At 39.5% G+C, this 22,991-nt stretch carries 20 protein-coding genes and 1 other annotated feature; all 20 genes read left to right on the top strand.

Annotation, left to right across the window (positions count from 1 at the left end; genetic code table 11):
• Positions 1 to 34 precede the first annotated feature (34 nt).
• The 20 genes from U5921_RS07950 to fusA all read left to right on the top strand — a co-directional run bounded on the left by U5921_RS07950 (position 35) and on the right by fusA (position 22,961).
• Entirely contained in the window at positions 35 to 307 is a 273-nt protein-coding gene (locus tag U5921_RS07950) for a DUF1294 domain-containing protein (protein WP_324825936.1), read from the top strand.
• A 253-nt stretch (positions 308 to 560) separates the two neighbouring features.
• A complete protein-coding gene (gene rpmG, locus U5921_RS07955; protein WP_324825937.1) occupies positions 561 to 710 on the top strand; it encodes a 50S ribosomal protein L33 in 150 nt (49 codons plus the stop codon).
• 15 nt (positions 711 to 725) lie between these two features.
• The gene (gene secE / locus U5921_RS07960; protein WP_324825938.1) at positions 726 to 947 is read left to right on the top strand and encodes a preprotein translocase subunit SecE; all 222 of its coding nucleotides are present in this window, start codon (positions 726 to 728) and stop codon (positions 945 to 947) included.
• Between the two features lie 128 nt (positions 948 to 1,075).
• The gene (gene nusG / locus U5921_RS07965) at positions 1,076 to 1,609 is read left to right on the top strand and encodes a transcription termination/antitermination protein NusG (protein WP_324825969.1); all 534 of its coding nucleotides are present in this window, start codon (positions 1,076 to 1,078) and stop codon (positions 1,607 to 1,609) included.
• 123 nt (positions 1,610 to 1,732) lie between these two features.
• Positions 1,733 to 2,158, top strand: a complete 426-nt coding sequence (gene rplK, locus U5921_RS07970) for a 50S ribosomal protein L11 (protein WP_324825939.1) — start codon at positions 1,733 to 1,735, stop codon at positions 2,156 to 2,158.
• A gap of 49 nt (positions 2,159 to 2,207) precedes the next feature.
• Positions 2,208 to 2,906: a 50S ribosomal protein L1 gene (gene rplA / locus U5921_RS07975; protein WP_324825940.1), complete on the top strand. Its 699-nt coding sequence runs from the start codon at positions 2,208 to 2,210 to the stop codon at positions 2,904 to 2,906.
• 10 nt (positions 2,907 to 2,916) lie between these two features.
• Positions 2,917 to 3,045: a sequence feature (ribosomal protein L10 leader region), on the top strand.
• Positions 3,046 to 3,063: 18 nt separating this feature from the next.
• Positions 3,064 to 3,561: a 50S ribosomal protein L10 gene (gene rplJ, locus U5921_RS07980; protein ID WP_324825941.1), complete on the top strand. Its 498-nt coding sequence runs from the start codon at positions 3,064 to 3,066 to the stop codon at positions 3,559 to 3,561.
• Between the two features lie 75 nt (positions 3,562 to 3,636).
• On the top strand, positions 3,637 to 4,002 hold the full coding sequence (gene rplL, locus U5921_RS07985) for a 50S ribosomal protein L7/L12 (protein ID WP_324825942.1): 366 nt from the start codon (positions 3,637 to 3,639) through the stop codon (positions 4,000 to 4,002).
• A gap of 222 nt (positions 4,003 to 4,224) precedes the next feature.
• Complete coding sequence (locus tag U5921_RS07990) at positions 4,225 to 5,235, top strand: LacI family DNA-binding transcriptional regulator (protein ID WP_324825943.1); 1,011 nt, start codon at positions 4,225 to 4,227, stop codon at positions 5,233 to 5,235.
• 11 nt (positions 5,236 to 5,246) lie between these two features.
• On the top strand, positions 5,247 to 6,173 hold the full coding sequence (gene rbsK, locus U5921_RS07995) for a ribokinase (RefSeq protein WP_324825944.1): 927 nt from the start codon (positions 5,247 to 5,249) through the stop codon (positions 6,171 to 6,173).
• Position 6,174: 1 nt separating this feature from the next.
• Entirely contained in the window at positions 6,175 to 6,594 is a 420-nt protein-coding gene (gene rbsD / locus U5921_RS08000) for a D-ribose pyranase (RefSeq protein ID WP_324825945.1), read from the top strand.
• 36 nt (positions 6,595 to 6,630) lie between these two features.
• Entirely contained in the window at positions 6,631 to 8,121 is a 1,491-nt protein-coding gene (locus tag U5921_RS08005; protein WP_324825970.1) for a sugar ABC transporter ATP-binding protein, read from the top strand.
• On the top strand, positions 8,109 to 9,074 hold the full coding sequence (gene rbsC, locus U5921_RS08010; protein WP_324825946.1) for a ribose ABC transporter permease: 966 nt from the start codon (positions 8,109 to 8,111) through the stop codon (positions 9,072 to 9,074). Before U5921_RS08005 ends, rbsC begins: the two co-directional genes overlap by 13 nt.
• Positions 9,075 to 9,138: 64 nt before the next feature.
• The gene (rbsB, locus tag U5921_RS08015; RefSeq protein ID WP_324822021.1) at positions 9,139 to 10,041 is read left to right on the top strand and encodes a ribose ABC transporter substrate-binding protein RbsB; all 903 of its coding nucleotides are present in this window, start codon (positions 9,139 to 9,141) and stop codon (positions 10,039 to 10,041) included.
• Positions 10,042 to 10,376: 335 nt separating this feature from the next.
• Complete coding sequence (locus U5921_RS08020; RefSeq protein WP_324822024.1) at positions 10,377 to 11,828, top strand: sodium-dependent transporter; 1,452 nt, start codon at positions 10,377 to 10,379, stop codon at positions 11,826 to 11,828.
• Positions 11,829 to 12,116: 288 nt separating this feature from the next.
• Positions 12,117 to 15,941 (top strand): DNA-directed RNA polymerase subunit beta, encoded by a 3,825-nt coding sequence (locus tag U5921_RS08025; protein WP_324822028.1) that lies wholly within the window; start codon positions 12,117 to 12,119, stop codon positions 15,939 to 15,941.
• A gap of 59 nt (positions 15,942 to 16,000) precedes the next feature.
• Entirely contained in the window at positions 16,001 to 19,681 is a 3,681-nt protein-coding gene (gene rpoC, locus U5921_RS08030; protein WP_324822031.1) for a DNA-directed RNA polymerase subunit beta', read from the top strand.
• Between the two features lie 192 nt (positions 19,682 to 19,873).
• Complete coding sequence (rpsL, locus tag U5921_RS08035; RefSeq protein ID WP_324822034.1) at positions 19,874 to 20,290, top strand: 30S ribosomal protein S12; 417 nt, start codon at positions 19,874 to 19,876, stop codon at positions 20,288 to 20,290.
• A gap of 115 nt (positions 20,291 to 20,405) precedes the next feature.
• A complete protein-coding gene (gene rpsG / locus U5921_RS08040) occupies positions 20,406 to 20,876 on the top strand; it encodes a 30S ribosomal protein S7 (RefSeq protein WP_324822037.1) in 471 nt (156 codons plus the stop codon).
• 21 nt (positions 20,877 to 20,897) lie between these two features.
• Positions 20,898 to 22,961, top strand: coding sequence for an elongation factor G (gene fusA, locus U5921_RS08045; protein WP_324822040.1), 2,064 nt, complete (start codon positions 20,898 to 20,900; stop codon positions 22,959 to 22,961).
• Positions 22,962 to 22,991: the final 30 nt, after the last annotated feature.

A 22,991-nucleotide genomic window follows, 5' to 3' on the forward strand; every position in this document is an offset into this window, starting at 1 on the left:
AGTGAAACAAAAGATTCTGTAAAAGGGGTACGTGATGATATTTGAAATGGGAATCCTGCTATTAATTATTTGGAACGTTTTTTCATTTTTTTTAATGGGATGGGATAAGCGGTGTGCCATTAAGCATAAATGGCGTATTCCTGAAAAAACACTTTTTTTCTCTGCCTGGTGTTTGGGCGGAATTGGGATTGGAGCAGGGATGCTTGTATTTCGACATAAAACAAAGCATTGGACATTTCGTCTTTTTGTTCCCCTTGGAATTATTTTTGATTGTATTATAGTTTGGCTTGTATTTTCATTCATTTAAGTGTAGAATAATAGTATAGACAATGGCCTGCCGATATACGGAGGTCTTTTTAAATGGTATTTCATTTTGAGAGGCTTTACAAATTAATATGAATTGCCGTTTAAAATAAATATATTGACATATGAGAACAACTATGGTAGGTTTATAAAGTGAATCTATGATTAAATGATAAAATTGTTCACCGTGTGTCATAAAATAAAGAGATAAGCAACAATTCATTTGCTGCTTTGAAAATTTATAATGGAGGTCAGTCATGAGAGTAAAGGTTACATTAGCGTGCGCAGAATGCAAGCAAAGGAACTACAACACGACAAAGAACAAAAAGAACGATCCAGATCGTCTTGAGTTTGATAAGTATTGCAAATTCTGTAAAAAGCACACACTTCACAAGGAAACCAAATAATAGGAGGTGTGAAAAATGGCAGATAAAAACACAGCTGTAAAAAATTCAGGCGGTACGCGTGAGTATTTTAGAGGAATCAAGACAGAGATGAAGAAAGTAGTATGGCCCACTAAGAAGGAACTCTCCTCTTATACCAGTGTGGTTATATTGACTTGTGCTGTTTCTGCTCTTGGAATTTGGCTGGTAGACAGCGTATTTCTAGCTGCGTTGCAGGGCATTTTAAAAATTACTTTCTAAGAGTTTAGACGAAAAGGAAGGCAAAAATGTCAGATGAAAATAATAGGGAAGAATTTGTGGAAGAAGAATCTTTGATCGAGTCGGAAGCGGGAGAATCCGTGGGAAGAGAAGTCATCAAAGATGGAAGAGTGGATGATACCGATCCTTCTAAGCTTGCCAAATGGTATGTTGTGCACACTTATTCTGGCCACGAAAACAAAGTAAAAGTTAATATTGAAAAACTTGTTGAGAATAGGGGTATGCAAGATTTGGTTCTTGCTATTGTAGTACCTACGGAAGATCGCGTAGAGATTAAAAACGGTCAACGTAAGGTTAAAACCAGAAAGATGTTTCCGGGTTATGTTATTGTAAAGATGATTGTAACCAATGAATCCTGGTATTTGGTTAGAAATACACAGGGTGTAACCGGATTTGTCGGACATGGTTCCGAACCAATTCCACTATCTGATGAAGAAGTTCGAAGAATGGGTATTGAAAAGGTATACATTGATTTGGATATTGATCCTGGCGATAATGTTAAGGTAATTAATGGACCATTTGAAAGCTTCATGGGTGTTGTAGAAGAGGTCAATATGGATAAACAAATTCTTAAGGTTAAAATATCTATGTTTGGAAGAGATACCCCGGTCGAATTGGAATTCGGACAGGTTGATAAAATCTAGTGAACTTAGCAAATAAGATTAATTTAAATAATGATGAATTTGCATCAGAACGACTATTCTTTACGAGTGAACTTACCCGATAAGGGTAGCTTTATGGTGTAAAGAAAGAAAGGAGAGATAGAGATGGCAAAGAAAGTAGAAGGTTTAATTAAGCTTCAGATTGCTGCTGGTAATGCAACACCTGCACCACCGGTAGGTCCGGCACTTGGACAAAAGGGTGTAAATATCATGGATTTCTGTAAGCAATTTAATGCAAAGACGGCTGATCAGCCTGGAATGATTATACCGGTTGTGATTACGGTATATTCTGACAGATCGTTTACGTTTGTAACGAAAACTCCGCCTGCAGCAGTTTTATTAAAGAAAGCAGCAAATATTCAGTCCGCTTCTGGTGAACCGAATAAGAAAAAGGTTGCTACATTGACGACTGCACAGGTAGAAGAAATCGCGAAACTTAAAATGCCTGATTTGAATGCTGCAAACCTTGAGTCTGCAACATCCATGGTCAAGGGTACAGCAAGAAGCATGGGAATCGTTATTGAAGACTAAAATAGTGGGAGGTTTGAAAAGAACCGTTTGTACCACAAGGAGGTAAACAATGCCTAAAAAAGGTAAAAAGTATCAGGACTCTGCAAAATTGGTAGACAGAGCCAACTTTTATGAAGTAAATGAAGCACTCGCATTAGCGGTGCAGACAGCGAAAGCTAAGTTTGATGAAACAGTAGAAGTTCACATTAAGCTTGGTGTTGATGGAAGACACGCTGACCAGCAGGTTAGAGGTGCAATTGTACTTCCGCATGGAACTGGAAAATCAAAGAAAGTTCTTGTATTTGCAAAAGGTGATAAGGCGAAGGAAGCAGAAGCGGCTGGAGCTGACTATGTAGGTGCAGATGAATTAGCGCAAAGAATTCAAAAAGAGAATTGGTTTGATTTTGATGTAGTGGTTGCGACCCCTGATATGATGGGTGTTGTTGGTAGATTAGGTAAAGTATTAGGTCCTAAGGGCTTAATGCCAAATCCAAAATCTGGAACTGTTACTATGGATGTTGAAAAAGCACTTCAAGAAATTAAGGCTGGTAAAGTTGAATATAGACTTGATAAAACAAACATCATCCATACACCAATCGGAAAGGTTTCCTTTGGACCGGAAAAGTTGGTCGATAACTTTAATGCATTGCTGGAAGCAATCTTAAAGGCAAAGCCGTCCGTAGCGAAAGGACAGTATTTGAAGAGTGTAACTGTAGCGACAACTATGGGACCTGGAGTAAAGGTAAATGCACTGAAGATTACCCTGTAAGGGAGATCACTTAAAAAGTAAATAAGAACTGTAGACAGCCGGTGTCCGAATATGGACTTAATATCCTGCCGAGGTTATTGAATCATATAATTATGAGCCTTTTCCGTCTACAGAACCGAAAAGGCTTTTTTTTATAAAAGCCGGAAAGGAGATTGATATGTCAGTAGAACATTTACAGGCAAAACAGCTGATTATTGATGAAATCAAAGAAAAGCTTGAAAAAGCACAGTCTGCTGTTATCATTGATTACATCGGAACGACTGTTGCACAGGCGGACGCAATGAGAAAAAAGCTTCGTGAAGCAAACGTTGATTACACGGTATATAAAAATACATTGATGGTTAGAGCAATAGAAGGAACACCTTATGAAGGACTGAAAGATGTTTTGGAAGGACCGAGTGCCATTGCAATCAGCTATGATGATGCAGTAGCACCTGCCAGAGTATTAAACGGAGTAATCAAAGATTATAAAAAAATGGCATTTAAGGCTGGCGTCATTGAAGGAACTTTCTTTGATGCAGAAGGCGTTCAAGCGATTGCAAACTTACCATCCAGAGATGAGATGATTGCGAAATTTATGGGAAGCATCCAGTCCCCTGTATCCAAATTTGTACGTACTTTACAGGCGATTGCAGATGAAAAACCTGCTGAATAAAGCAGTGTATCAAAAACAAATAATGAAAATGTAAATAAAGTTTTCTAAATAAAAATCTATATGGAGGATTGAAAAATGAACAAAGATCAGATCATTGAAGCGATCAAAGCGATGACCGTTTTAGAATTAAATGAATTAGTTAAGGCTTGTGAAGAAGAGTTCGGCGTATCTGCTGCTGCTCCAGTTGCTGTAGTTGGTGCTGCAGGTGGTGATGCTGCTGCTGAAGAACAGACTGAGTTTAATGTAATCTTAACTGCTGCAGGTGGTGAAAAGATTAAGGTTATCAAGGCAGTAAGAGAAATTACAGGTCTTGGACTTAAGGAAGCAAAAGATATGGTAGATGGTGCTCCTGCAACCTTAAAGGAAGGCATCACGAAAGAAGAAGCAAATGAAATCAAAACAAAGTTAGAAGAAGTTGGAGCTTCCGTAGAATTAAAATAATTTTGTTTTTAAAAGAGCTAGACATCAAAAAACCGTTGCATGGAATGTGCAGCGGTTTTTTTATTCAATGAAATTAACTGTTAAAAGGATTGATTGAAACAATTGATAAATGGATAAAATAAAATTTTAAGTTGTAATTTGAAATACTCTATAGTAGAATAAATATAAATTTAGTTAAACGTTTAACTAAAGCATAGATAAGAGCTCTCTGAGGAGATTGGCATGAAAAGACAAGTGACGATGAAGGATATTGCAAAAGAAGCGGGTGTGTCAATTGCTACGGTTTCTATGATCTGCAACCATAAAGATAAGAACATAAGTGATGAAACAAGAAAACGTGTATTGGATTTAATTACCGAAAGAGGTTATGTTCCAAATGTAATGGCCCGTAGTTTAGTTACGAAACAAACAAAAATAATTGGATTGATCATCCCCGATATTACAAATCCATTTTTTCCCGAAATTGCAAGAGGTGCAGAAGATGCAGCAAGTAAATGGGGATATAGCGTAATCTATTGCAATACGGACGATAAAATAAAGAGACAGGAGAATTATATAAAAATATTAACAGAAAAGATGGTAGACGGGATTATTTTTGCCCATTCTGCAGAGAAAGAAGAAGCAGATTTCAGTAAACTTAATATTCCAATTGTTTTAATTGATAGAGATTCTAAATCAGACAATGTGGTGGGAAGAGTTCTGGTTGATAACAAGAGTGCATCGATGAGTGGAGCATGTTATTTGATTCAGAAAGGCTATAAAGAGATTGCATATATTGCAGGTTCGATGAAAACGAAGACCGCCCAGGACCGTTTAGAGGGATATAGAAGTGCCTTGCAGGAGCATGGCCTTCCTTATTATGAAAAGAGGGTAAAGAGAGGCTGCTACCGGAGTCAATGGGGTTATGAGGCGATTTGTGAACTGAAAAAAGAATTCGTTCCCTTTGATTCTGTATTTTGTGGAAATGACTTGATTGCAATTGGTGCAATTAAGGCCTTAAAGGAATTCGGAATTCACGTTCCCAAAGATGTAGGGATACTGGGATTTGATGATATTTATATTGCCAAGATGACAACACCGCCGCTTACAACAATACGGCAGCCCAAATATGAAATGGGATATAAGGCGGTAGAGCTACTGGTAAATGTCATAGAACATGGCGCAAATGATAACAAGCAGAAAGACCGTTTAATTCTAGGAACGGAACTGCTTATTAGACAATCTACAAAGTAAAGGGGGATCTTATGATTACAGTAATAGGAAGCTTAAATATGGATTTAGTCATCAATACCCCAAGATTGCCCAAACCGGGAGAAACGATCATGGGAAGAAAATTTAAACAGGTTCCCGGCGGTAAAGGCGCAAACCAAGCAGCTGCAATTGCAAGACTAGGAGCAGATGTTCAGATGATTGGCTGCATTGGAGAAGATCAAATGGGTCAAGTGCTGAAACAAACGCTAGAGAAAGACGGAGTAAATACAAAACATATTTTTGAAAAAAAAGATAGTTCTACCGGCGTAGCTGCAATTCTTGTTGAAGAATTTGGGAACAATATGATTACGGTTGCACCGGGAGCAAATTATGCGCTTAGCGTGGATGATATAAAAGATAAAAAAGCAGTAATTCAAGATACAGACATTGTACTTTTACAATTGGAGACAACGATGGATGTTGTAGAAACGGCTCTGACTTTGGCAAAGGAGGCCGGGAAGAAAACCATTCTAAACCCGGCACCTGCATGGAGTCTTAGAAGGGCCGTTCTAAAGAATATAGATGTTTTAACACCGAATGAAACAGAACTGGAGACGTTAACGGGGGGCAGAATTGACACGGAGCAGAAGTTGATCGATGCCTCTAGAGTATTAATAAAAAACGGAGTCGGAGAAATTGTTGTTACACTTGGAGAAAAAGGTTGTGTACATGTTACGAAAGATACGGCGAAAAGATTTCATGCTTATAATGTTAAAAGTGTCGATGCAACTGCGGCGGGGGATAGTTTCAACGGGGCACTGGCAGTCTGCTTAGAGAGAGGAGACTGTATGGATGCAGCAATTGAATATGCAATGAAAGTTGGTGCCATGACTGTAACAAAAGAAGGGGCGCAAACATCGCTTCCGTATAAAAAAGAAGTTGATGCATTTACGGAATGGTTAAAAAAAGGAGAAGAATAAAATGAAAAAAACAAAGCTGCTGCAATCAGATATTTCTTATCTGATTGCAAGAATGCGGCACAAAGATCGGCTTGTAATCGGTGATGCTGGTCTTCCCGTTTCAGATAAGGTTCAGCAGATTGATCTAGCGGTTTCGGAGGGAGTACCAGACTTTTTGACAGTTTTAGAAGCTGTCTTGTCAGAGCAGAAGATTGAAAAGGTAATTATGGCAGAAGAATTTGCACACGTTAGTCCGCAGCTGCATCAGAAAGTCATTGATCTGCTGTTTGCAATGGAGCAAAAAGAAGAGACAGAATTGGGTGTGGTATATATTCCTCACGAGACATTTAAAGAAGAAACACAAAGATGTGTAGGTGCCATAAGAACAGGAGAATTTACTCCTTATGCAAACATTATATTGATTTCTGGTGTTGTATTTTAAACGGAGGTGTCGTGATTGCCCAGCAAATTGATTGAGATGAAAGGGATAAGCAAAAGCTTTTCCGGTGTTCCTGTTTTAAAAAATGTAGATTTTAATATCTACGAGGGTCGAATTATGGCTCTTTTGGGTGAAAACGGAGCAGGTAAATCGACATTGATGAAAATTCTAACGGGAGCTTATCAAAAAAACCAAGGCGAAATTATGATCGATGGAGAGAAGGTTGCATTTCAAGATATCCGGCAGTCACAAGCAAAAGGAATTGCAATTATTCATCAAGAACTGAATTTAATCAAAGATTTATCCATAGCAGAAAATATATTTCTCGGAAGAGAACCGCTTTCATTTGGCGTACAGATGAATTGGAAAAAATTAAATGAAGATGCAAAGATATGGCTTGAAAAATTAGGATTGAATGAAAATCCGGAAACGTTAGTCAAAAACATCAGTGTGGGGAAACAACAGTTAGTTGAAATTGCAAAAGCACTTTCCTTAAATGCAAGAATATTGATTATGGATGAGCCAACTGGTGCACTTACGGTTTCTGAGACAAGAAAACTATTTGAAGTTATTTTAGACTTGAAGGCAGAGGGGAAGAGCATCATCTACATATCACATCGCCTAAAAGAAATTTTTAAAATATGTGATGATGTTACGATATTAAGGGATGGTCAATTTGTATGCGAGATGCCGATATCTGAGCTTGATGAAGATAAAATAATTGAAAATATGGTTGGAAGAAAATTAACGGAACAATATCCAAGAGTTTCCTGTGAACCTGGAAAAACCATTTTGGAAATTAAAAATATGGGAAATTTGTTTGTTAAAAATATAAATTTGGAATTAAGGGCAAATGAGATTGTTGGAATAGCGGGGCTTATGGGATCCGGACGGACTGAACTTGCAAGAACGATTTACGGTATTTATAAAATCCAGGAAGGTGAATTATTTATAGATGGAAAAAAGATAAAAATTAATAGCCCTACCGATGCATTAAAGCATGGCATTGCTTATGTTTCGGAAGATCGAAAGAATAATGGTATTGTACTGGGGATGTGCGTCACAGAAAATGTTACCTTGGCATCTTTAAAAAAATTCAGCGGGAAGCTTGGGAATCTTTATCGTAAGAAAGAAGAATTATCCGCACAGCAATATATGAAAGATATGTCCATCAAAACTTCTGGGAGCAGACAGCTTCTTAAGTATTTAAGCGGAGGGAACCAACAAAAAGTTTCTTTGGCAAAAAATTTGAATGTTAGTCCTAAGATTTTAATTTTAGATGAACCGACTCGAGGTGTGGATGTTGGAGCTAAAAAAGAAATATATGACTTAATCAATCGCTTTAAAATGGAAGGGATGAGTATTTTAATGATATCCTCAGAAATTCCGGAAATACTGGGTATGAGTGACCGTATTGTGGTCATGCACGAAGGCGAAATCACTGGTGAGTTAAGTCAAAGAGAAGCAGACCAAGAAAAAATTATGGGCTTAGCGGTTGGAAAAGAGGTGAAAACGGAATGCAGTATTTAAGAAAAGAAACAGCAATAAAAGAGGTCATTAGAAAAAATAAGCCATTCATTGTATTATTCATTTTAGCACTGGTCATGTCTTTTCTGAGCGAACGTTTTTTTACATGGGGAAATATCATCACGGTTTTACGTCAGACATCAATTAATGCAGTGATTGCTACGGGGATGACATTTGCGATTCTAATTGGAGGAATTGACCTTTCTGTAGGATCGGTTTTGGGTATTTGCGGTGCTGTTGCAGCAACGATGATTGCTGCAGGCATGGACGTCGCATTGACATTGCTTTTAACACTTCTTTTGGGCGTTGGGATTGGAATTGTCAACGGCTTGTTAATTAGTAAGGGGAGAATACAACCCTTTATCGCTACATTAGGTACAATGACTTTGCTCCGAGGTGCGACTCTGGTTTACACACAAGGAAAACCAATCAGTACGAGAGGCGCGGAACATGCAGAATTGTTTAGTAAAATAGGAAAAGGATTTTTTGTCGGAATTCCAGTTCCTGTTTACATTATGATTCTCGTCTTTATCATTGCATATTATATTTTGAGATATATGAGAATTGGACGCTACATTTATTCGCTAGGTTCTAACGAAGAAGCAACGATATATTCCGGTATTAAGGTGGATCGTATTAAAATATTTGTATACGGGGCAGCTGGCTTATTAGCTGCTCTTGCAGGAATTCTGGTCACTGCTCGACTAGGTTCGGCACAGCCTACAGCAGGAGAAGGGTATGAATTGGATGCGATTGCCGCTGTTGTATTGGGCGGAACCAGCATGTCTGGAGGAGTAGGAAGTATATTCGGTACAGCAATTGGTGCATTGATTATTGGGATTTTGAATAATGCTTTGAATCTAATGCAGGTGCCATCCTACTATCAAGGTGTTGCAAAGGGGATTGTTATTTTAATAGCCGTACTGCTTGATCGGCAGCAGAAGGCGTTGCGCTAAGATTTTAATCCGTATTGGATTAAAATAGATAGAATTTTTTAACCTAAAGTGAGGAGGAAAAAAAATGAAAAAAGGATTTCTTATTTTATTAGTGGTGATTCTTGCTTTTGGAATGGGTGCGTGTGGCGCTGAAAAACCAGCAGAAGAAGGCGATACACCCACTATCGGACTTGTAGTATCTACATTAAACAATCCATTTTTTGTTGATTTGAGAGATGGGGCACAGGCGAAAGCAGATGAATTAAAAGCTACGCTTGTCGTTTTAGATTCTCAGGATGACGCTTCAACAGAAATGTCTAATGTGGAAGATTTAATTACGCAAGGAGTGGATCTCATTCTAATTAATCCAACAGATTCGGATGCGGTTGGAAGTGCTGTTGCAGCTGCTAATGAAGCAGGTATTCCGGTCATTACATTAGACCGTGCAGCGAATTCTGGTGAAGTTGCAGTTCATATTGCATCGGATAATGTTGCAGGCGGAGAAATGGCGGGGAAATATATCATTGAAAAGCTTGATGGAAAAGGGAAAGTGGTTGAATTAGAAGGAATCCCCGGTGCATCAGCAGCAAGAGACCGCGGAGAAGGATTTAATAAAGCAATCAAGGACAGCGGATTAGAAGTAGTTGCAAAGCAGACTGCAAACTTTGACCGTGCAGAAGGACTTTCCGTAATGGAAAATATTTTGCAAGCACAGCCGGAAATTGATGCTGTATTTGCGCACAATGATGAAATGGCTCTAGGTGCATTAGAAGCAATCAAAGATTCCGGAAGAGACATTTTGGTAGTTGGTTTTGATGCAACGGACGATGCAATCGCTGCGGTAGAAGCAGGGACGATGGCTGCTACGGTACAGCAGCTTCCAAAGGAAATTGGTGCAAGCGGTGTTGATGCAGCATTAAAGGTAATCGGCGGCGAAAATATCGATACCTATATTCCGGTGGAATTACAACTTGTAACAAAAAAATAAGTGAATCGCTTAGTCAACGATAAAATACCGAGCAGGTCATCCTGCTCGGTATTTTATTTGACTATTTTGTCGGAATAGGGGAGTAATTTAAAAAATAAAAATAACTTGAAATTGCGACACATCCTTTTTTGGGTAAAGGAACAGGCGATAATTTTATAAGATGGATTTAGAAAATACTGTGAAATACATATTCAGCAGAATTATCTGCTGGAGAAGTGGACATTGCTGTAATTGCAGATGATTGACCTGAAAATAAAAGCATTATATTATACTAAGTGTAGATTGCGCTTGATGCAATAATAAAATATAATAATAGAGAAAGGATGTGTTTTTTTATGGCAGAAAGAGAAAAATTTGGGTCGCGGTTAGGATTTATTCTTGTTTCCGCGGGATGTGCTGTCGGATTAGGAAATGTGTGGAAATTTCCATACATGGCAGGCCAGTATGGTGGCGCCGCATTTATACTTATCTATTTAATATTCTTAGTTATTTTAGGATTACCAATCATGGTTTGTGAGTTTGCAGTTGGGCGTGCGAGTCAAAAAAGTGTGGCATCTTCTTTCCGTGTATTAGAGCCAAAGGGAAGCAAGTTCCATAATTTTGGCTATTTTGGAATGATCGGAAACTATGTACTTATGATGTTTTACACTATGGTTGGCGGCTGGATGCTTTATTATTGTTATCGCATGATGGCTGGCGAATTTGTAGGAGCCTCACCGCAAGAAGTTGGAGATGGATTTGCAAATATGCTTGGAAGCCCAGGGACAATGACACTTTGGATGGTTATTGCTGTTCTTTTGGCTTTTGCTATTTGTTCAGTTGGGTTAAAAAATGGTGTGGAACGTATCACAAAGATTATGATGATATGTCTTTTAGCTATTATGATTGTGCTTGTTGCACGTGTGCTTACTTTGGAAGGTGCAGGGGAGGGAATTAAATTTTATCTGGTTCCTGACTTTGCAAAGATGATAGATAATGGAATTGGAAATGTAGTGTTCGGAGCACTTTCGCAGGCTTTCTTCACATTGAGTATCGGTATTGGATCCATGGCGATTTTTGGGAGCTATTTAGATAAATCCCGCTCTTTGATGGGTGAGGCTACAAGTATTACACTTTTGGATACCTTTGTTGCAATTATGGCAGGTTTGATTGTAATTCCAGCGTGTTTTGCATTTAATGTAGAACCTGATTCCGGTCCGGGTTTGGTCTTTATTACACTGCCGAATATCTTTGAAAAAATGGTGGGCGGTCGTGTATGGGGAGCCTTTTTCTTTCTGTTCCTGTCTTTTGCTGCGTTGTCAACGATCATTGCAGTATTTGAAAACATCATATCCTTTGCAATCGATTTATGGGGATGGGAAAGAAAAAAAGCAGTATTGGTAAATATTGTTACGGTTATTATATTATCCATGCCTTGTGTTTTAGGTTTTTCCACTCTTTCTGCAATCCAGCCATTGGGAGCCGGAACAAATATCATGGACTTAGAAGACTTTATTGTTTCTAGCAATTTACTTCCGCTGGGTTCTATGGTATATCTGATTTTCTGTACATCTCGGTATGGATGGGGTTGGGATAACTTCACCAAAGAGGCAAACGCCGGTGAAGGAATTCGTTTTCCAAATTTTATAAGAGGATATATGACTTATATACTGCCTATTTTAGTTGTGGGAATCTATCTAAAGGGTTACTGGGATAAATTCCACTCTGCAGGCTGGATGATTGTTGGATTTGCATTTTTAGCATACATTGGATTTGTTTCCTTTGGTGGAAGAAATAAAGAGGCATAAAGTAAAGTTTAAAATAGTAGAAAAATGAATAAAAGAATCTGAGAAATAAAATGAATGAAGAAAGAGGGAGAATGTAGCATTTTCCCTTTTTTCTTATTAATCAGCTCTAGAAGCAGAGAAAAATGGAAAGAAGTCGACAGAGGAGAAGTAATTTGGAAAAATTTCCTTTTTAATTGGATTAATATTTTGTGAAATAGTCAATAATTTCCTTGACTAGTTGAAAAACGTATGCTATTATAGTACATTGCCACGCAAAGTATTTTGTTTTCAATGCAAGGAGGGAAGAACATGCCTCAACCCGTTAAAATAGGTAAAAAAGAACGCATGAGCTATTCAAAAATTAATGTTGTAGCTCCTATGCCCAACCTGATTCAGATTCAGACGGATTCTTACAAATGGTTTTTGGAAGAGGGCTTAACAGAAGTTTTTGAAGACATATCCCCGATTCGGGATTATGCTGACAATTTGGTACTGGAATTTATTGGACATTCCTTAACAGATGCACCAAAATACGGTCAGGAAGAATGTAAGGAACGCGACGTGACGTATGCGGCGCCTTTAAAGGTGAAAGTTCGCCTAGTCAATAAGGAAACCGGAGAGGTAAAGGAACAGGAAGTCTTTATGGGAGATTTTCCGATTATGACCGAAAAAGGTACCTTTATCTATAATGGAGCAGAACGTGTTGTTGTTACACAGCTCGTAAGATCTCCAGGACCTTATTATGATGTAGCAATTGATAAATCAAATAATAAGCTGTTTTCAACTACAATCATTCCAAATAGAGGAGCATGGCTGGAGTTTGAAACGGATTCCAATGAAATTATTTCGGTTCGTGTAGATCGAACCAGAAAGCAGCCAATCACGACTATTTTAAGAGCTTTAGCTTATAAGTCTGTCGATGATAAGGTGGAAACAGAAAGAAGAAAAAATCCGAATATCACAGAAGCAGAACTTGCAAAGAAGATTCGCCGCTATAATGAATTTTCTACCGAGATTGCAAAGACGCTTTATGAAGGGGATAATGCTGAAATTGAATCGATTTTTGGCAGCCATGAAAGATTGAATAAATCTATGGCAAAGGATGTCACAAGCAATTATGATGAAGGCTTAAAAGAAATATATAAGAAATTGAGACCTGGTGAGCCAGCTACGTTTGATAGCGCTTATGATTTAATTGAAGCGTTGTTTTTTGATGCCAAGAGGTATGACTTAGCTAGAGTTGGCCGTTATAAATATAATAAAAAATTAGGACTGAGCAACCGTATCATAGGCTGTGTTGCCGCTGAGGATGTATTTGATCCAGCTACGGGCGAGCTTTTAGTTGAAACGAATACAAAGATTTCAAGAGATTTGGGATTTGCGATTGAAAATGCCGGCGTTGAGAGCATGATGGTATTAAGTAAGATCGATGAAGAACGAACCGTAAAAGTAATCGGAAACAATTTTGTCGACTTACAGAGCTATGTAGATTTTGACCTGGAAGAAAACAAGCTGCCAAGAAAGGTTTTCTATCCGGTATTACGTTATATTTTAGATAATACAGAAGAAGCACGCTTAAAAGAAACTTTGATTTCGATGAAAAATAAGCTTTCGCCAAAGCACATTATTTTAGATGATATCATTGCTTCTGTAAGTTATATTTTGAATCTTTCCGATGGCATAGGAGCCGTTGATGATATTGACCACCTAGGCAATCGTAGATTAAGAACTGTCGGCGAATTGTTGCAAAATCAATTTCGTATTGGTCTTGCGCGTATGGAACGTGTCGTAAAAGAGAGAATGACGATTCAGGATATTGAAGTGACAACGCCACAGGCACTTATGAATATACGGCCGGTTACTGCTGCAATTAAAGAATTCTTTGGAAGTTCTCAGCTATCACAGTTTATGGATCAAAACAATCCATTGGCGGAGCTGACTCATAAAAGAAGACTTTCTGCACTGGGGCCTGGTGGGCTGTCCAGAGAGAGAGCCGGATTTGAAGTTCGAGATGTACACCATTCTCACTATGGAAGAATGTGTCCGATTGAAACGCCGGAAGGTCCGAATATCGGTTTGATTGGTTCTCTTACAACATATGGAATTGTAAATGAATATGGTTTTATTGAAACACCTTATCGAAGGGTGGATAAGCAGACTGGTATTGTAACTGAGGATATTTATTATTTAACCGCCGATGAAGAGGAACAAATTATCATTGCACAGGCAAACGAGCCGTTAGACAGTGATGGCTACTTTGTTAACCGCAAGGTAGTAGCAAGAGGAGCAGGCGGAGAAATTGACCTTTATAATAGAGAAGTTGTAGACTTCATGGATGTATCGCCAAGACAGGTTGTATCTGTGGCAACGGCTTTGATACCATTCCTTGAGAATGATGACGCAAACCGTGCCCTGATGGGAGCAAACATGCAGCGTCAGGCAGTACCTCTATTAGTCAGTGATGCTCCAATTGTAGGTACCGGTATGGAATATAAGGCTGCCTGCGATTCAGGAGTTGTAATCTTAGCTAAGAATTCAGGAGTCGTTGAATATGTGGATGCAGTACGCATTAAAGTCCGCAGAGATAAAGACGGCGGCTTGGATGAATATAAGATGCTCAAATATAAACGTTCCAACCAAGGCACGTGCATCAATCAAAAACCAATCGTATCACATGGGGAGCACGTAGAAGAAAATGAAGTGATTGCAGACGGTCCATCAACGGATCTTGGAGAAGTTGCACTTGGAAAGAATCTGCTGATCGGCTTTATGACTTGGGAAGGGTACAACTATGAGGATGCTGTTATTCTGAATGAACAGCTTCTTATGGAAGATGCTTTGACATCGATTCATATTGAAGAATATGAATCGGAGGCCAGAGATACAAAATTAGGACCAGAAGAAATTACAAGAGATATTCCAAATGTAGGGGAAGATGCATTAAAAGATTTAGATGAAGAAGGCATCATCCGTATTGGTGCGGAGGTAGATGCATCTGATATTTTGGTTGGAAAAGTAACACCGAAGGGTGAAACGGAATTAACAGCCGAAGAAAGATTGCTCCGTGCTATTTTCGGAGAAAAAGCGAGAGAAGTTCGAGACACTTCTTTGCGTGTACCACATGGTGAGACCGGAATCATTGTTGATGTCAAGATTTTCTCAAGAGAAAACGGCGATGAATTACCTCCTGGTGTCAATAAATTAGTACGCTGCTATATTGCTACAAAGAGAAAAATAAACGTAGGAGATAAGATGGCAGGGCGCCATGGAAATAAAGGTGTTATTTCCAGGATTCTGCCACAGGAAGATATGCCTTTTATGCAGGATGGTACACCGCTGCAAGTCATGTTAAATCCTCTTGGCGTTCCTTCTCGTATGAATATCGGGCAGGTATTGGAAGTTCATTTAGGCTTGGCTGCTAAGTATAGAGGGTGGTATATTTCAACACCGGTATTTGATGGCGCAAGTGAAATAGATATTATTGATCTATTAAAAGAATGTGGTTACCCGGAAAGTGGAAAACTTTGTTTAAGAGACGGTAGAACGGGTGAAGAGTTTGATAACCCGGTAACTGTGGGATATATGTATATGCTGAAGCTGCATCACCTTGTTGATGATAAAATCCATGCTAGAAGTACAGGGCCGTATTCGCTCGTTACGCAGCAGCCTTTGGGCGGTAAAGCACAATTTGGCGGACAGCGTTTCGGAGAGATGGAAGTATGGGCTTTGGAAGCCTATGGTGCTGCTTATACACTGCAAGAGATTTTAACTGTAAAATCAGATGATGTAGTTGGGCGTGTGAAAACATATGAAGCAATTGTAAAGGATGAAAATATCCCTGAACCGGGGATTCCAGAATCCTTTAAGGTATTAATTAAGGAAATGCAGAGTTTGGCGTTGGATGTAAAGGTCTTAACGGATGACGAACAGGAAATTGAAATTAAAGAATCAGATGAATTGGATAGTGCATCCGGATTAGAAAGTATTATAGACATTGAGGCAGTCTCTTCGGAAGATGAATTCTTTAAAGAAGAGTCTGGATTCAGTGAAGAATTGGTGGATGATGACGACTTGGAAGAGACCGACGGTGAATTAAATCTGGAAGAAGATTTCGTAGACGATGACCTTGTTTAGATAATACAAAAGCATCCGTTGTTTCACTTAGAACGAATAAAGGGAAGGGGAGACGCTCCTTGTACGAATTAAACAATTTTGAATCATTACAAATAAGCTTAGCTTCCACAGAAAAGATTCGAAGCTGGTCCCATGGTGAAGTAAAAAAGCCAGAAACCATTAACTATAGAACATTAAAACCTGAAAAAGAAGGTTTGTTTTGTGAAAAAATATTTGGGCCGACAAAAGACTGGGAATGCCACTGCGGAAAGTACAAAAGAATCCGTTATAAAGGGATTGTATGTGATCGCTGTGGAGTTGAAGTTACAAAAGCAAAGGTACGAAGAGAGAGAATGGGGCACATTGAACTTGCTGCTCCAGTTTCTCATATTTGGTATTTTAAAGGCATTCCAAGCAGAATGGGCTTGGTATTAGATATCTCACCAAGAAATTTGGAAAAGGTACTATATTTCGCTGCATATATCGTAACCGATCCGGCTGATTCCGGACTGGGTTATAAAGAGATATTGACTGAACAGCAATACCGCGAAGCAAAGGATAAATTCGGAAGCGGATTTAAAGCAGCTATGGGTGCAGAGGCAGTCAAAGAATTGCTCTCACAAATTGATTTAGTTGCTTTGTCGGATGACTTGAGAAATAAATTAAAAGATGCTTCTGGACAAAAGAAAATTCGAATTGTCCGTCGTTTGGAAGTCATTGAAGCGTTAAGAACTTCCGGGAATAAACCGGAATGGATGATACTGGAAGTGATCCCTGTCATTCCTCCTGATCTTAGACCGATGGTACAATTGGATGGTGGTAGATTTGCCACTTCCGATTTAAATGACTTGTATCGAAGAGTGATCAACCGGAATAACCGTTTGAAGAGACTTTTAGATTTGGGAGCTCCGGATATTATCGTTCGAAACGAAAAAAGAATGCTTCAAGAAGCAGTCGACGCTTTAATTGATAACGGAAGAAGAGGAAGGCCGGTAACCGGACCTGGAAGCCGACCGCTAAAATCCTTATCGGATATGTTAAAAGGAAAGCAAGGACGTTTCCGTCAGAACTTATTAGGTAAACGTGTTGATTATTCTGGACGTTCTGTAATCGTTGTAGGTCCGGAACTGAAATTCTATCAGTGCGGTCTTCCAAAAAAAATGGCGTTGGAATTATTTAAACCGTTTATTATGAAGAAATTAGTTCAAGACGGTCATGCACATAATATTAAGAGCGCGAAACGGATGGTAGAGAAAGTAAGACCAGAAGTTTGGGATGTTTTAGATGAAGTGATTAAGGATCACCCGGTGCTTTTGAACCGTGCGCCGACACTTCACCGTCTGGGTATTCAGGCTTTTGAACCAGTATTGGTTGAAGGAAAAGCGATTAAGCTTCATCCGTTGGTTTGTACTGCATATAATGCGGACTTTGACGGTGACCAGATGGCAGTACACGTTCCGCTTTCTGTAGAAGCACAGGCAGAGGCAAGATTTTTGATGCTCTCTGTAAATAATATTTTAGCACCGAAGGATGGTTCTCCAATCACAACTCCAACTCAGGATATGATTTTGGGAAGCTACTATCTGACACATCCGGGTCTGGAGGAAAGAAATACAAAGGCAGAAATAGGCGATGGGAGTATTTTTACAGACTACGATGAACTTCTGATGGCATATCAAACAGGTGCTGTCGGAATTCATGCAAGGGTAAAAGTTCGAAAGAAACTCTCTAAGGAAGACTCCGGTAAACTAGTCGAATCTACGGTTGGACGATTTATCTTTAACGATAGAATACCGCAAGATTTAGGCTATGTTGACAGAATAGCAGACCCGTATTCGTTAGAAATCGACTTCCTGTGTGACAAGAAAAAGCTGGGACAGATTATTGATAAATGCTATCGCCGGCACGGCAATACAGAAACCGTAAAAATGCTCGACCATATCAAGAGCACTGGCTTTCGTTATTCCACAAAAGCTGCAATTACGATCAGCGTAGCAGATATGGAAATGCCAAAGGAGAAAAAGGCGATTATTGAACAGGCGCAAGCGGTTGTTGATAAATACCAGTCTGCTTATCGGCGCGGTCTAATGTCTAACGACGAGCGCTATGAGAAAGTCATTCAAACTTGGCATAAGGCGACAGATGATGTTGCGGATGCATTAATGGATTCTTTGGGAACTTTAAATAACTTATATATCATGGCGCACTCCGGAGCCCGTGGTAGTAAGAACCAAATTAAACAGGTAGGCGGTATGCGTGGTCTGATGGCAAATGCAACCGGTAAGACGATTGAAATTCCGATTACAGCGAATTTCCGTGAAGGTCTTTCTGTTATGGAATACTTCCTTTCTTCTAATGGAGCTAGAAAAGGATTGGCCGATACGGCTCTGCGTACAGCTGACTCTGGATATTTGACAAGAAGATTGGTAGATGTCAGCCATAATGCCATCGTTCGAGAAGTGGACTGTGGTACGACAGAAGGGATTGAAGTCAGAGCCTTTACAGATGGAAAAGAAGTAATTGAGGCATTAAAACTTCGTATTGTAGGAAGAACTGCGATGGAAGATATTTACGATACAAAGGGAAGTTTACTCGTTGCTGCTGGAGAAGAAATTAAAGAAGCAGCGGCAGAGGCGATTGAAAAAGCCGGAATTGAAAGTGTTAAAATCCGTTCAGTTATGGCTTGTAAGAGCCAATCCGGTATCTGTGCGAAATGTTATGGAAGAAACCTCGCTACTGGTGAAGCAGTTAATATTGGTGAAGCAGTCGGTATTACAGCAGCGCAATCCATTGGTGAACCGGGTACTCAGCTTACAATGCGTACGTTCCATACGGGTGGTGTATCTGTTGCAGGAAACGATATTACACAAGGTCTTCCTAGAGTTGAAGAATTGTTTGAGGCTAGAAAACCAAAAGGTCTTGCTGAAATTTGTGAAGCAGATGGTAAGGTTATATCGATTGAAAGCCGCAAAGACAATAAAACTGAGGTCAAGATCTGCGGTGAAGAAGAGCATGTTTATATCATCCCTTATGGTGCACGCTTACGTGTATTGGAAGGCGATTTTATTAAAGCAGGAGATGCTATTACGAAGGGTCCGCTAAATCCACATGATATATTGAGACTCAATGGTGTAGAAGGTGTATATCAGTATCTGCTTAAAGAAGTACAAAGAGTATATAAGCAGCAAGGTGTAGATATCAATGATAAGCATGTTGAAGTTATTGTAAGCCAGATGCTATCAAAGTGTAAAATTGAAGATGCGGGAGACACAGCACTTCTTCCAGGCGGTCTTTACAGCCAATTGGAATTAGCAGATGCAAATGCTGCGTTGGAAGAAGGACAGCAGCCGGCTGTTGGCAAGCGTGTGCTTCTTGGTATTACAAAAGCATCCCTCGCAACCAATTCCTTCTTATCAGCGGCTTCCTTCCAGGAGACAACTCGTGTCTTGACAGATGCGGCGATCAAAGGTAAAAATGATAAGCTGCTTGGACTGAAGGAAAATGTTATTATTGGTAAGCTGATCCCGGCCGGAACCGGAATGAAACGGTACCGAGGCATCAATTTGGATTATGGCGTAAATACGGAATATATGAATTCATTTAAAACAAATCTTGATGAAGATGACGAATTTGATAATGTTTTGGAAGAAAATGCTCCGTTTTTCAAGCCTGAAGATGAGATTGTAAAAACGGATGCAGCAGTTCCGGCAGAAGTGAGCCCTTCAGATGATAATTTGGATATTGGCTTTACAGAAGTGTAATAAAAGCAAAAAAACTTGCTGAAAAATTAAAGAATAAAAAATTACTATTGCTCAGTATTAAAAAAAATTGACAACTTTGTCACTTTAATGATATACTGAGCTTTGGTTCGCTATGGGTTTAAACCATTAGGGTTTAAATATAAATTATTTAGTTTTTGTGCAAACAGATTTGCGCAAAGAAAGGAGATTTAGATGCCTACAATTAATCAACTGGTAAGACAGGGAAGAGTCAGAGCTGAAAAGAAGTCAACTGCTCCTGCGCTGTTAAAGGGTATGAACTCCATTAGGAGAATGCCGACAGACACTGAAGCACCTCAAAAGAGAGGCGTATGTACTTCCGTAAAGACTGTAACTCCTAAGAAGCCAAACTCCGCATTAAGAAAAGTAGCAAGAGTTAAGCTGACGAATGGTATTGAAGTAACTGCTTATATCCCGGGAATCGGACACAATTTACAAGAGCATAGTGTTGTGTTGATCCGTGGCGGTAGAGTTAAGGACCTTCCGGGTGTAAGATATCATATCGTTAGAGGTACACTTGATACAGCTGGAGTGGCAAACAGAAACCAGGCTCGTTCTAAATATGGAGCGAAAAGAGCTAAGAAAAAATAAGAGTTATAATTAGGAAAGAATCGGGAAAACTAAAAAGTGCCCTTAATATAGATGTTGAGTGGCACCACGGCACGTGAATGCATCGTGTCGAGTACCGAAATAGGAGGGAAGAGAAGTGCCAAGAAGAGGAAATATTCCAAAGAGAGAAGTGCTTCCTGATCCAGTATACGGCAGTGTTGTTGTAGCGAAGCTAATTAACAGCATTATGTTGGATGGAAAGAAGGGCGTAGCACAATCTATTGTTTATGACGCTTTTGATAAAATTAAAGAAGTAACAAATGAAGAACCGCTGGAAGTGTTCGAAAAAGCTATGAACAATATCATGCCTGTTGTAGAGGTTAAGGCAAGACGTGTGGGTGGTGCAAACTATCAGGTTCCGATTGAAGTGAGACCTGAGAGACGCCAGACACTTGGTCTGAGATGGTTGACAAAATATACTAGACTCAGAGGAGAAAAATATATGGCTGAAAGACTCGCAAAAGAGCTTATGGACGCAGCAAATAATACCGGAGCCTCTGTAAAGAAGAAGGAAGATACCCATAAGATGGCTGAAGCAAATAGGGCATTTGCTCACTACAGATGGTAATCATAGAGAGAGGAGTCAGATATGCCTAGACAGTTTCCATTAGAAAAGACTAGAAATATAGGTATCATGGCCCACATTGATGCAGGAAAAACCACAACAACAGAGAGAATTTTGTTTTACACAGGAAGAACTCACAAGATTGGTGAAACTCATGAAGGTGCGGCTACCATGGACTGGATGGCACAGGAGCAGGAAAGAGGAATAACGATCACCTCTGCTGCTACTACTGCACAGTGGAAGGATACCAGAATCAACATTATTGACACGCCAGGACACGTAGATTTTACCGTAGAAGTTGAAAGATCTCTGCGAGTATTAGACAGTGCTGTAACAGTATTATGTGCAAAAGGCGGTGTTGAACCACAATCCGAGACTGTTTGGAGACAAGCAGATAAGTATGGTGTACCAAGGATGATCTTTATCAATAAGATGGACATTTTAGGTGCGGATTTCTACCGTGTTGTGGATATGATAAAGGATCGATTGAAAGCGAATGCAGTTGCGATTCAATTGCCTATTGGAAAAGAAGAAAATTTTGTCGGAATTATTGATTTAATTGAGATGAAAGCGGAAGTATATAAAGATGCACTTGGAAAAGAGCTTGAATTTGTAGACGTTCCGGATGATATGAAAGAAGCAGCAGCAGAGTGGAGAGCAAAGATGATCGAAGCTGTTGCGGAAGGTGATGAAGAGCTTTTAATGAAGTATTTGGATGGTGAAGAACTGACCAATGAAGAAATTAAGAGAACGATTCGAAAAATGACCATAAGCGGTGAAATGGTTCCTGTAACTTGTGGTTCTGCATATCGAAACAAGGGTGTTCAGCCTTTGCTGGATGCAGTATTAGACTTTTTACCTTCACCACTGGACATTCCTCCGATTAAAGGGATTTTACCGGATACGGAAGAAGAAGCGGAAAGAAAAGCAGACGACAAGGGTCCGTTTTCAGCATTGGCATTTAAGATTATGGCTGACCCGTTTGTTGGAAAGCTTGCATTCTTCCGTGTGTATTCTGGAACATTAGCCTCAGGTTCTTATGTTTATAATTCCACAAAAGGTAAAAAAGAAAGAATCGGAAGAATTCTGCAGATGCATGCGAACAAGAGAGAAGAAATCGAAATGGTTTATGCCGGTGATATTGCAGCTGCAGTAGGATTAAAGGATACAACGACTGGTGACACTCTGTGTGATGAAAAGGAAGAAATCATTCTGGAATCTATGGATTTCCCAGAACCGGTAATTGAGATTGCGATTGAGCCTAAAACGAAGGCTGGTCAAGAAAAAATGGGTATTGCGCTTTCTAAGTTAGCAGAAGAAGATCCTACTTTCAAAACTTTTACGCATGAAGAAACCGGACAGACGATCATTGCCGGAATGGGTGAGTTGCATTTGGAGATTATTGTTGACCGACTTTTGCGTGAATTTAAAGTAGAAGCAAATGTAGGTAAGCCGCAAGTATCTTACAAAGAAACGATCACAGGCACAGCGGATGTGGACAATAAATATGCAAAACAGTCTGGTGGACGTGGACAGTATGGTCATGTTAAGATTAGAATTTATCCGAGAGATCCGGGTGAAGGCTATGAATTCAAGAATTCGATTATTGGTGGTGCGATTCCGAAGGAATACATCCCTAAGATTGATGAAGGAATTCGTGAATCCATGCAGAATGGTCCTTTAGCAGGCTATCAGGTTGTGGATGTCGGTGTTGAGTTATACGATGGTTCTTACCATGAAGTTGACTCTTCCGAAATGGCGTTTAAAATTGCTGCTTCCATGGCATTTAGAGAAGCTGTTAAAAAAGCGAAACCAGCATTGCTTGAGCCAATCATGAAGGTTGAAGTAAACGCACCAGAAGATTATATGGGCGACATTATTGGTGATATTAGTTCCAGAAGAGGAAGAATTGAAGGTTCAGAAATTCTCAATGGAGCGGTAACCGTTCGTTCGTTTGTACCGCTGTCTGAAATGTTTGGATATGCAACAGATTTACGTTCGAAAACACAGGGTCGCGGCGTTTATGTAATGCAGATGGATCACTTTGAAAAGTTACCTGACAGCTTAATTGACAAAATCAATAAATAAGAAAATATAGAGACATTCCTTGCATGCATA

The organism is Sinanaerobacter sp. ZZT-01 (genome assembly GCF_035621135.1).
GTDB lineage: Bacteria > Bacillota > Clostridia > Peptostreptococcales > Anaerovoracaceae > IOR16.

Excerpts from the sequence above, each read along its gene's own strand:
- U5921_RS07950 (WP_324825936.1), top strand. The coding sequence starts at position 35 with ATGATATTTGAAATGGGAATCCTGCTATTAATTATTTGGAACGTTTTT.
- rpmG (WP_324825937.1), top strand. The coding sequence starts at position 561 with ATGAGAGTAAAGGTTACATTAGCGTGCGCAGAATGCAAGCAAAGGAAC.
- secE (WP_324825938.1), top strand. The coding sequence starts at position 726 with ATGGCAGATAAAAACACAGCTGTAAAAAATTCAGGCGGTACGCGTGAG.
- rplK (WP_324825939.1), top strand. The coding sequence starts at position 1,733 with ATGGCAAAGAAAGTAGAAGGTTTAATTAAGCTTCAGATTGCTGCTGGT.
- rplA (WP_324825940.1), top strand. The coding sequence starts at position 2,208 with ATGCCTAAAAAAGGTAAAAAGTATCAGGACTCTGCAAAATTGGTAGAC.
- rplJ (WP_324825941.1), top strand. The coding sequence starts at position 3,064 with ATGTCAGTAGAACATTTACAGGCAAAACAGCTGATTATTGATGAAATC.
- rplL (WP_324825942.1), top strand. The coding sequence starts at position 3,637 with ATGAACAAAGATCAGATCATTGAAGCGATCAAAGCGATGACCGTTTTA.
- U5921_RS07990 (WP_324825943.1), top strand. The coding sequence starts at position 4,225 with ATGAAAAGACAAGTGACGATGAAGGATATTGCAAAAGAAGCGGGTGTG.
- rbsK (WP_324825944.1), top strand. The coding sequence starts at position 5,247 with ATGATTACAGTAATAGGAAGCTTAAATATGGATTTAGTCATCAATACC.
- rbsD (WP_324825945.1), top strand. The coding sequence starts at position 6,175 with ATGAAAAAAACAAAGCTGCTGCAATCAGATATTTCTTATCTGATTGCA.
- U5921_RS08005 (WP_324825970.1), top strand. The coding sequence starts at position 6,631 with ATGAAAGGGATAAGCAAAAGCTTTTCCGGTGTTCCTGTTTTAAAAAAT.
- rbsC (WP_324825946.1), top strand. The coding sequence starts at position 8,109 with ATGCAGTATTTAAGAAAAGAAACAGCAATAAAAGAGGTCATTAGAAAA.
- rbsB (WP_324822021.1), top strand. The coding sequence starts at position 9,139 with ATGAAAAAAGGATTTCTTATTTTATTAGTGGTGATTCTTGCTTTTGGA.
- U5921_RS08020 (WP_324822024.1), top strand. The coding sequence starts at position 10,377 with ATGGCAGAAAGAGAAAAATTTGGGTCGCGGTTAGGATTTATTCTTGTT.
- U5921_RS08025 (WP_324822028.1), top strand. The coding sequence starts at position 12,117 with ATGCCTCAACCCGTTAAAATAGGTAAAAAAGAACGCATGAGCTATTCA.
- rpsL (WP_324822034.1), top strand. The coding sequence starts at position 19,874 with ATGCCTACAATTAATCAACTGGTAAGACAGGGAAGAGTCAGAGCTGAA.
- fusA (WP_324822040.1), top strand. The coding sequence starts at position 20,898 with ATGCCTAGACAGTTTCCATTAGAAAAGACTAGAAATATAGGTATCATG.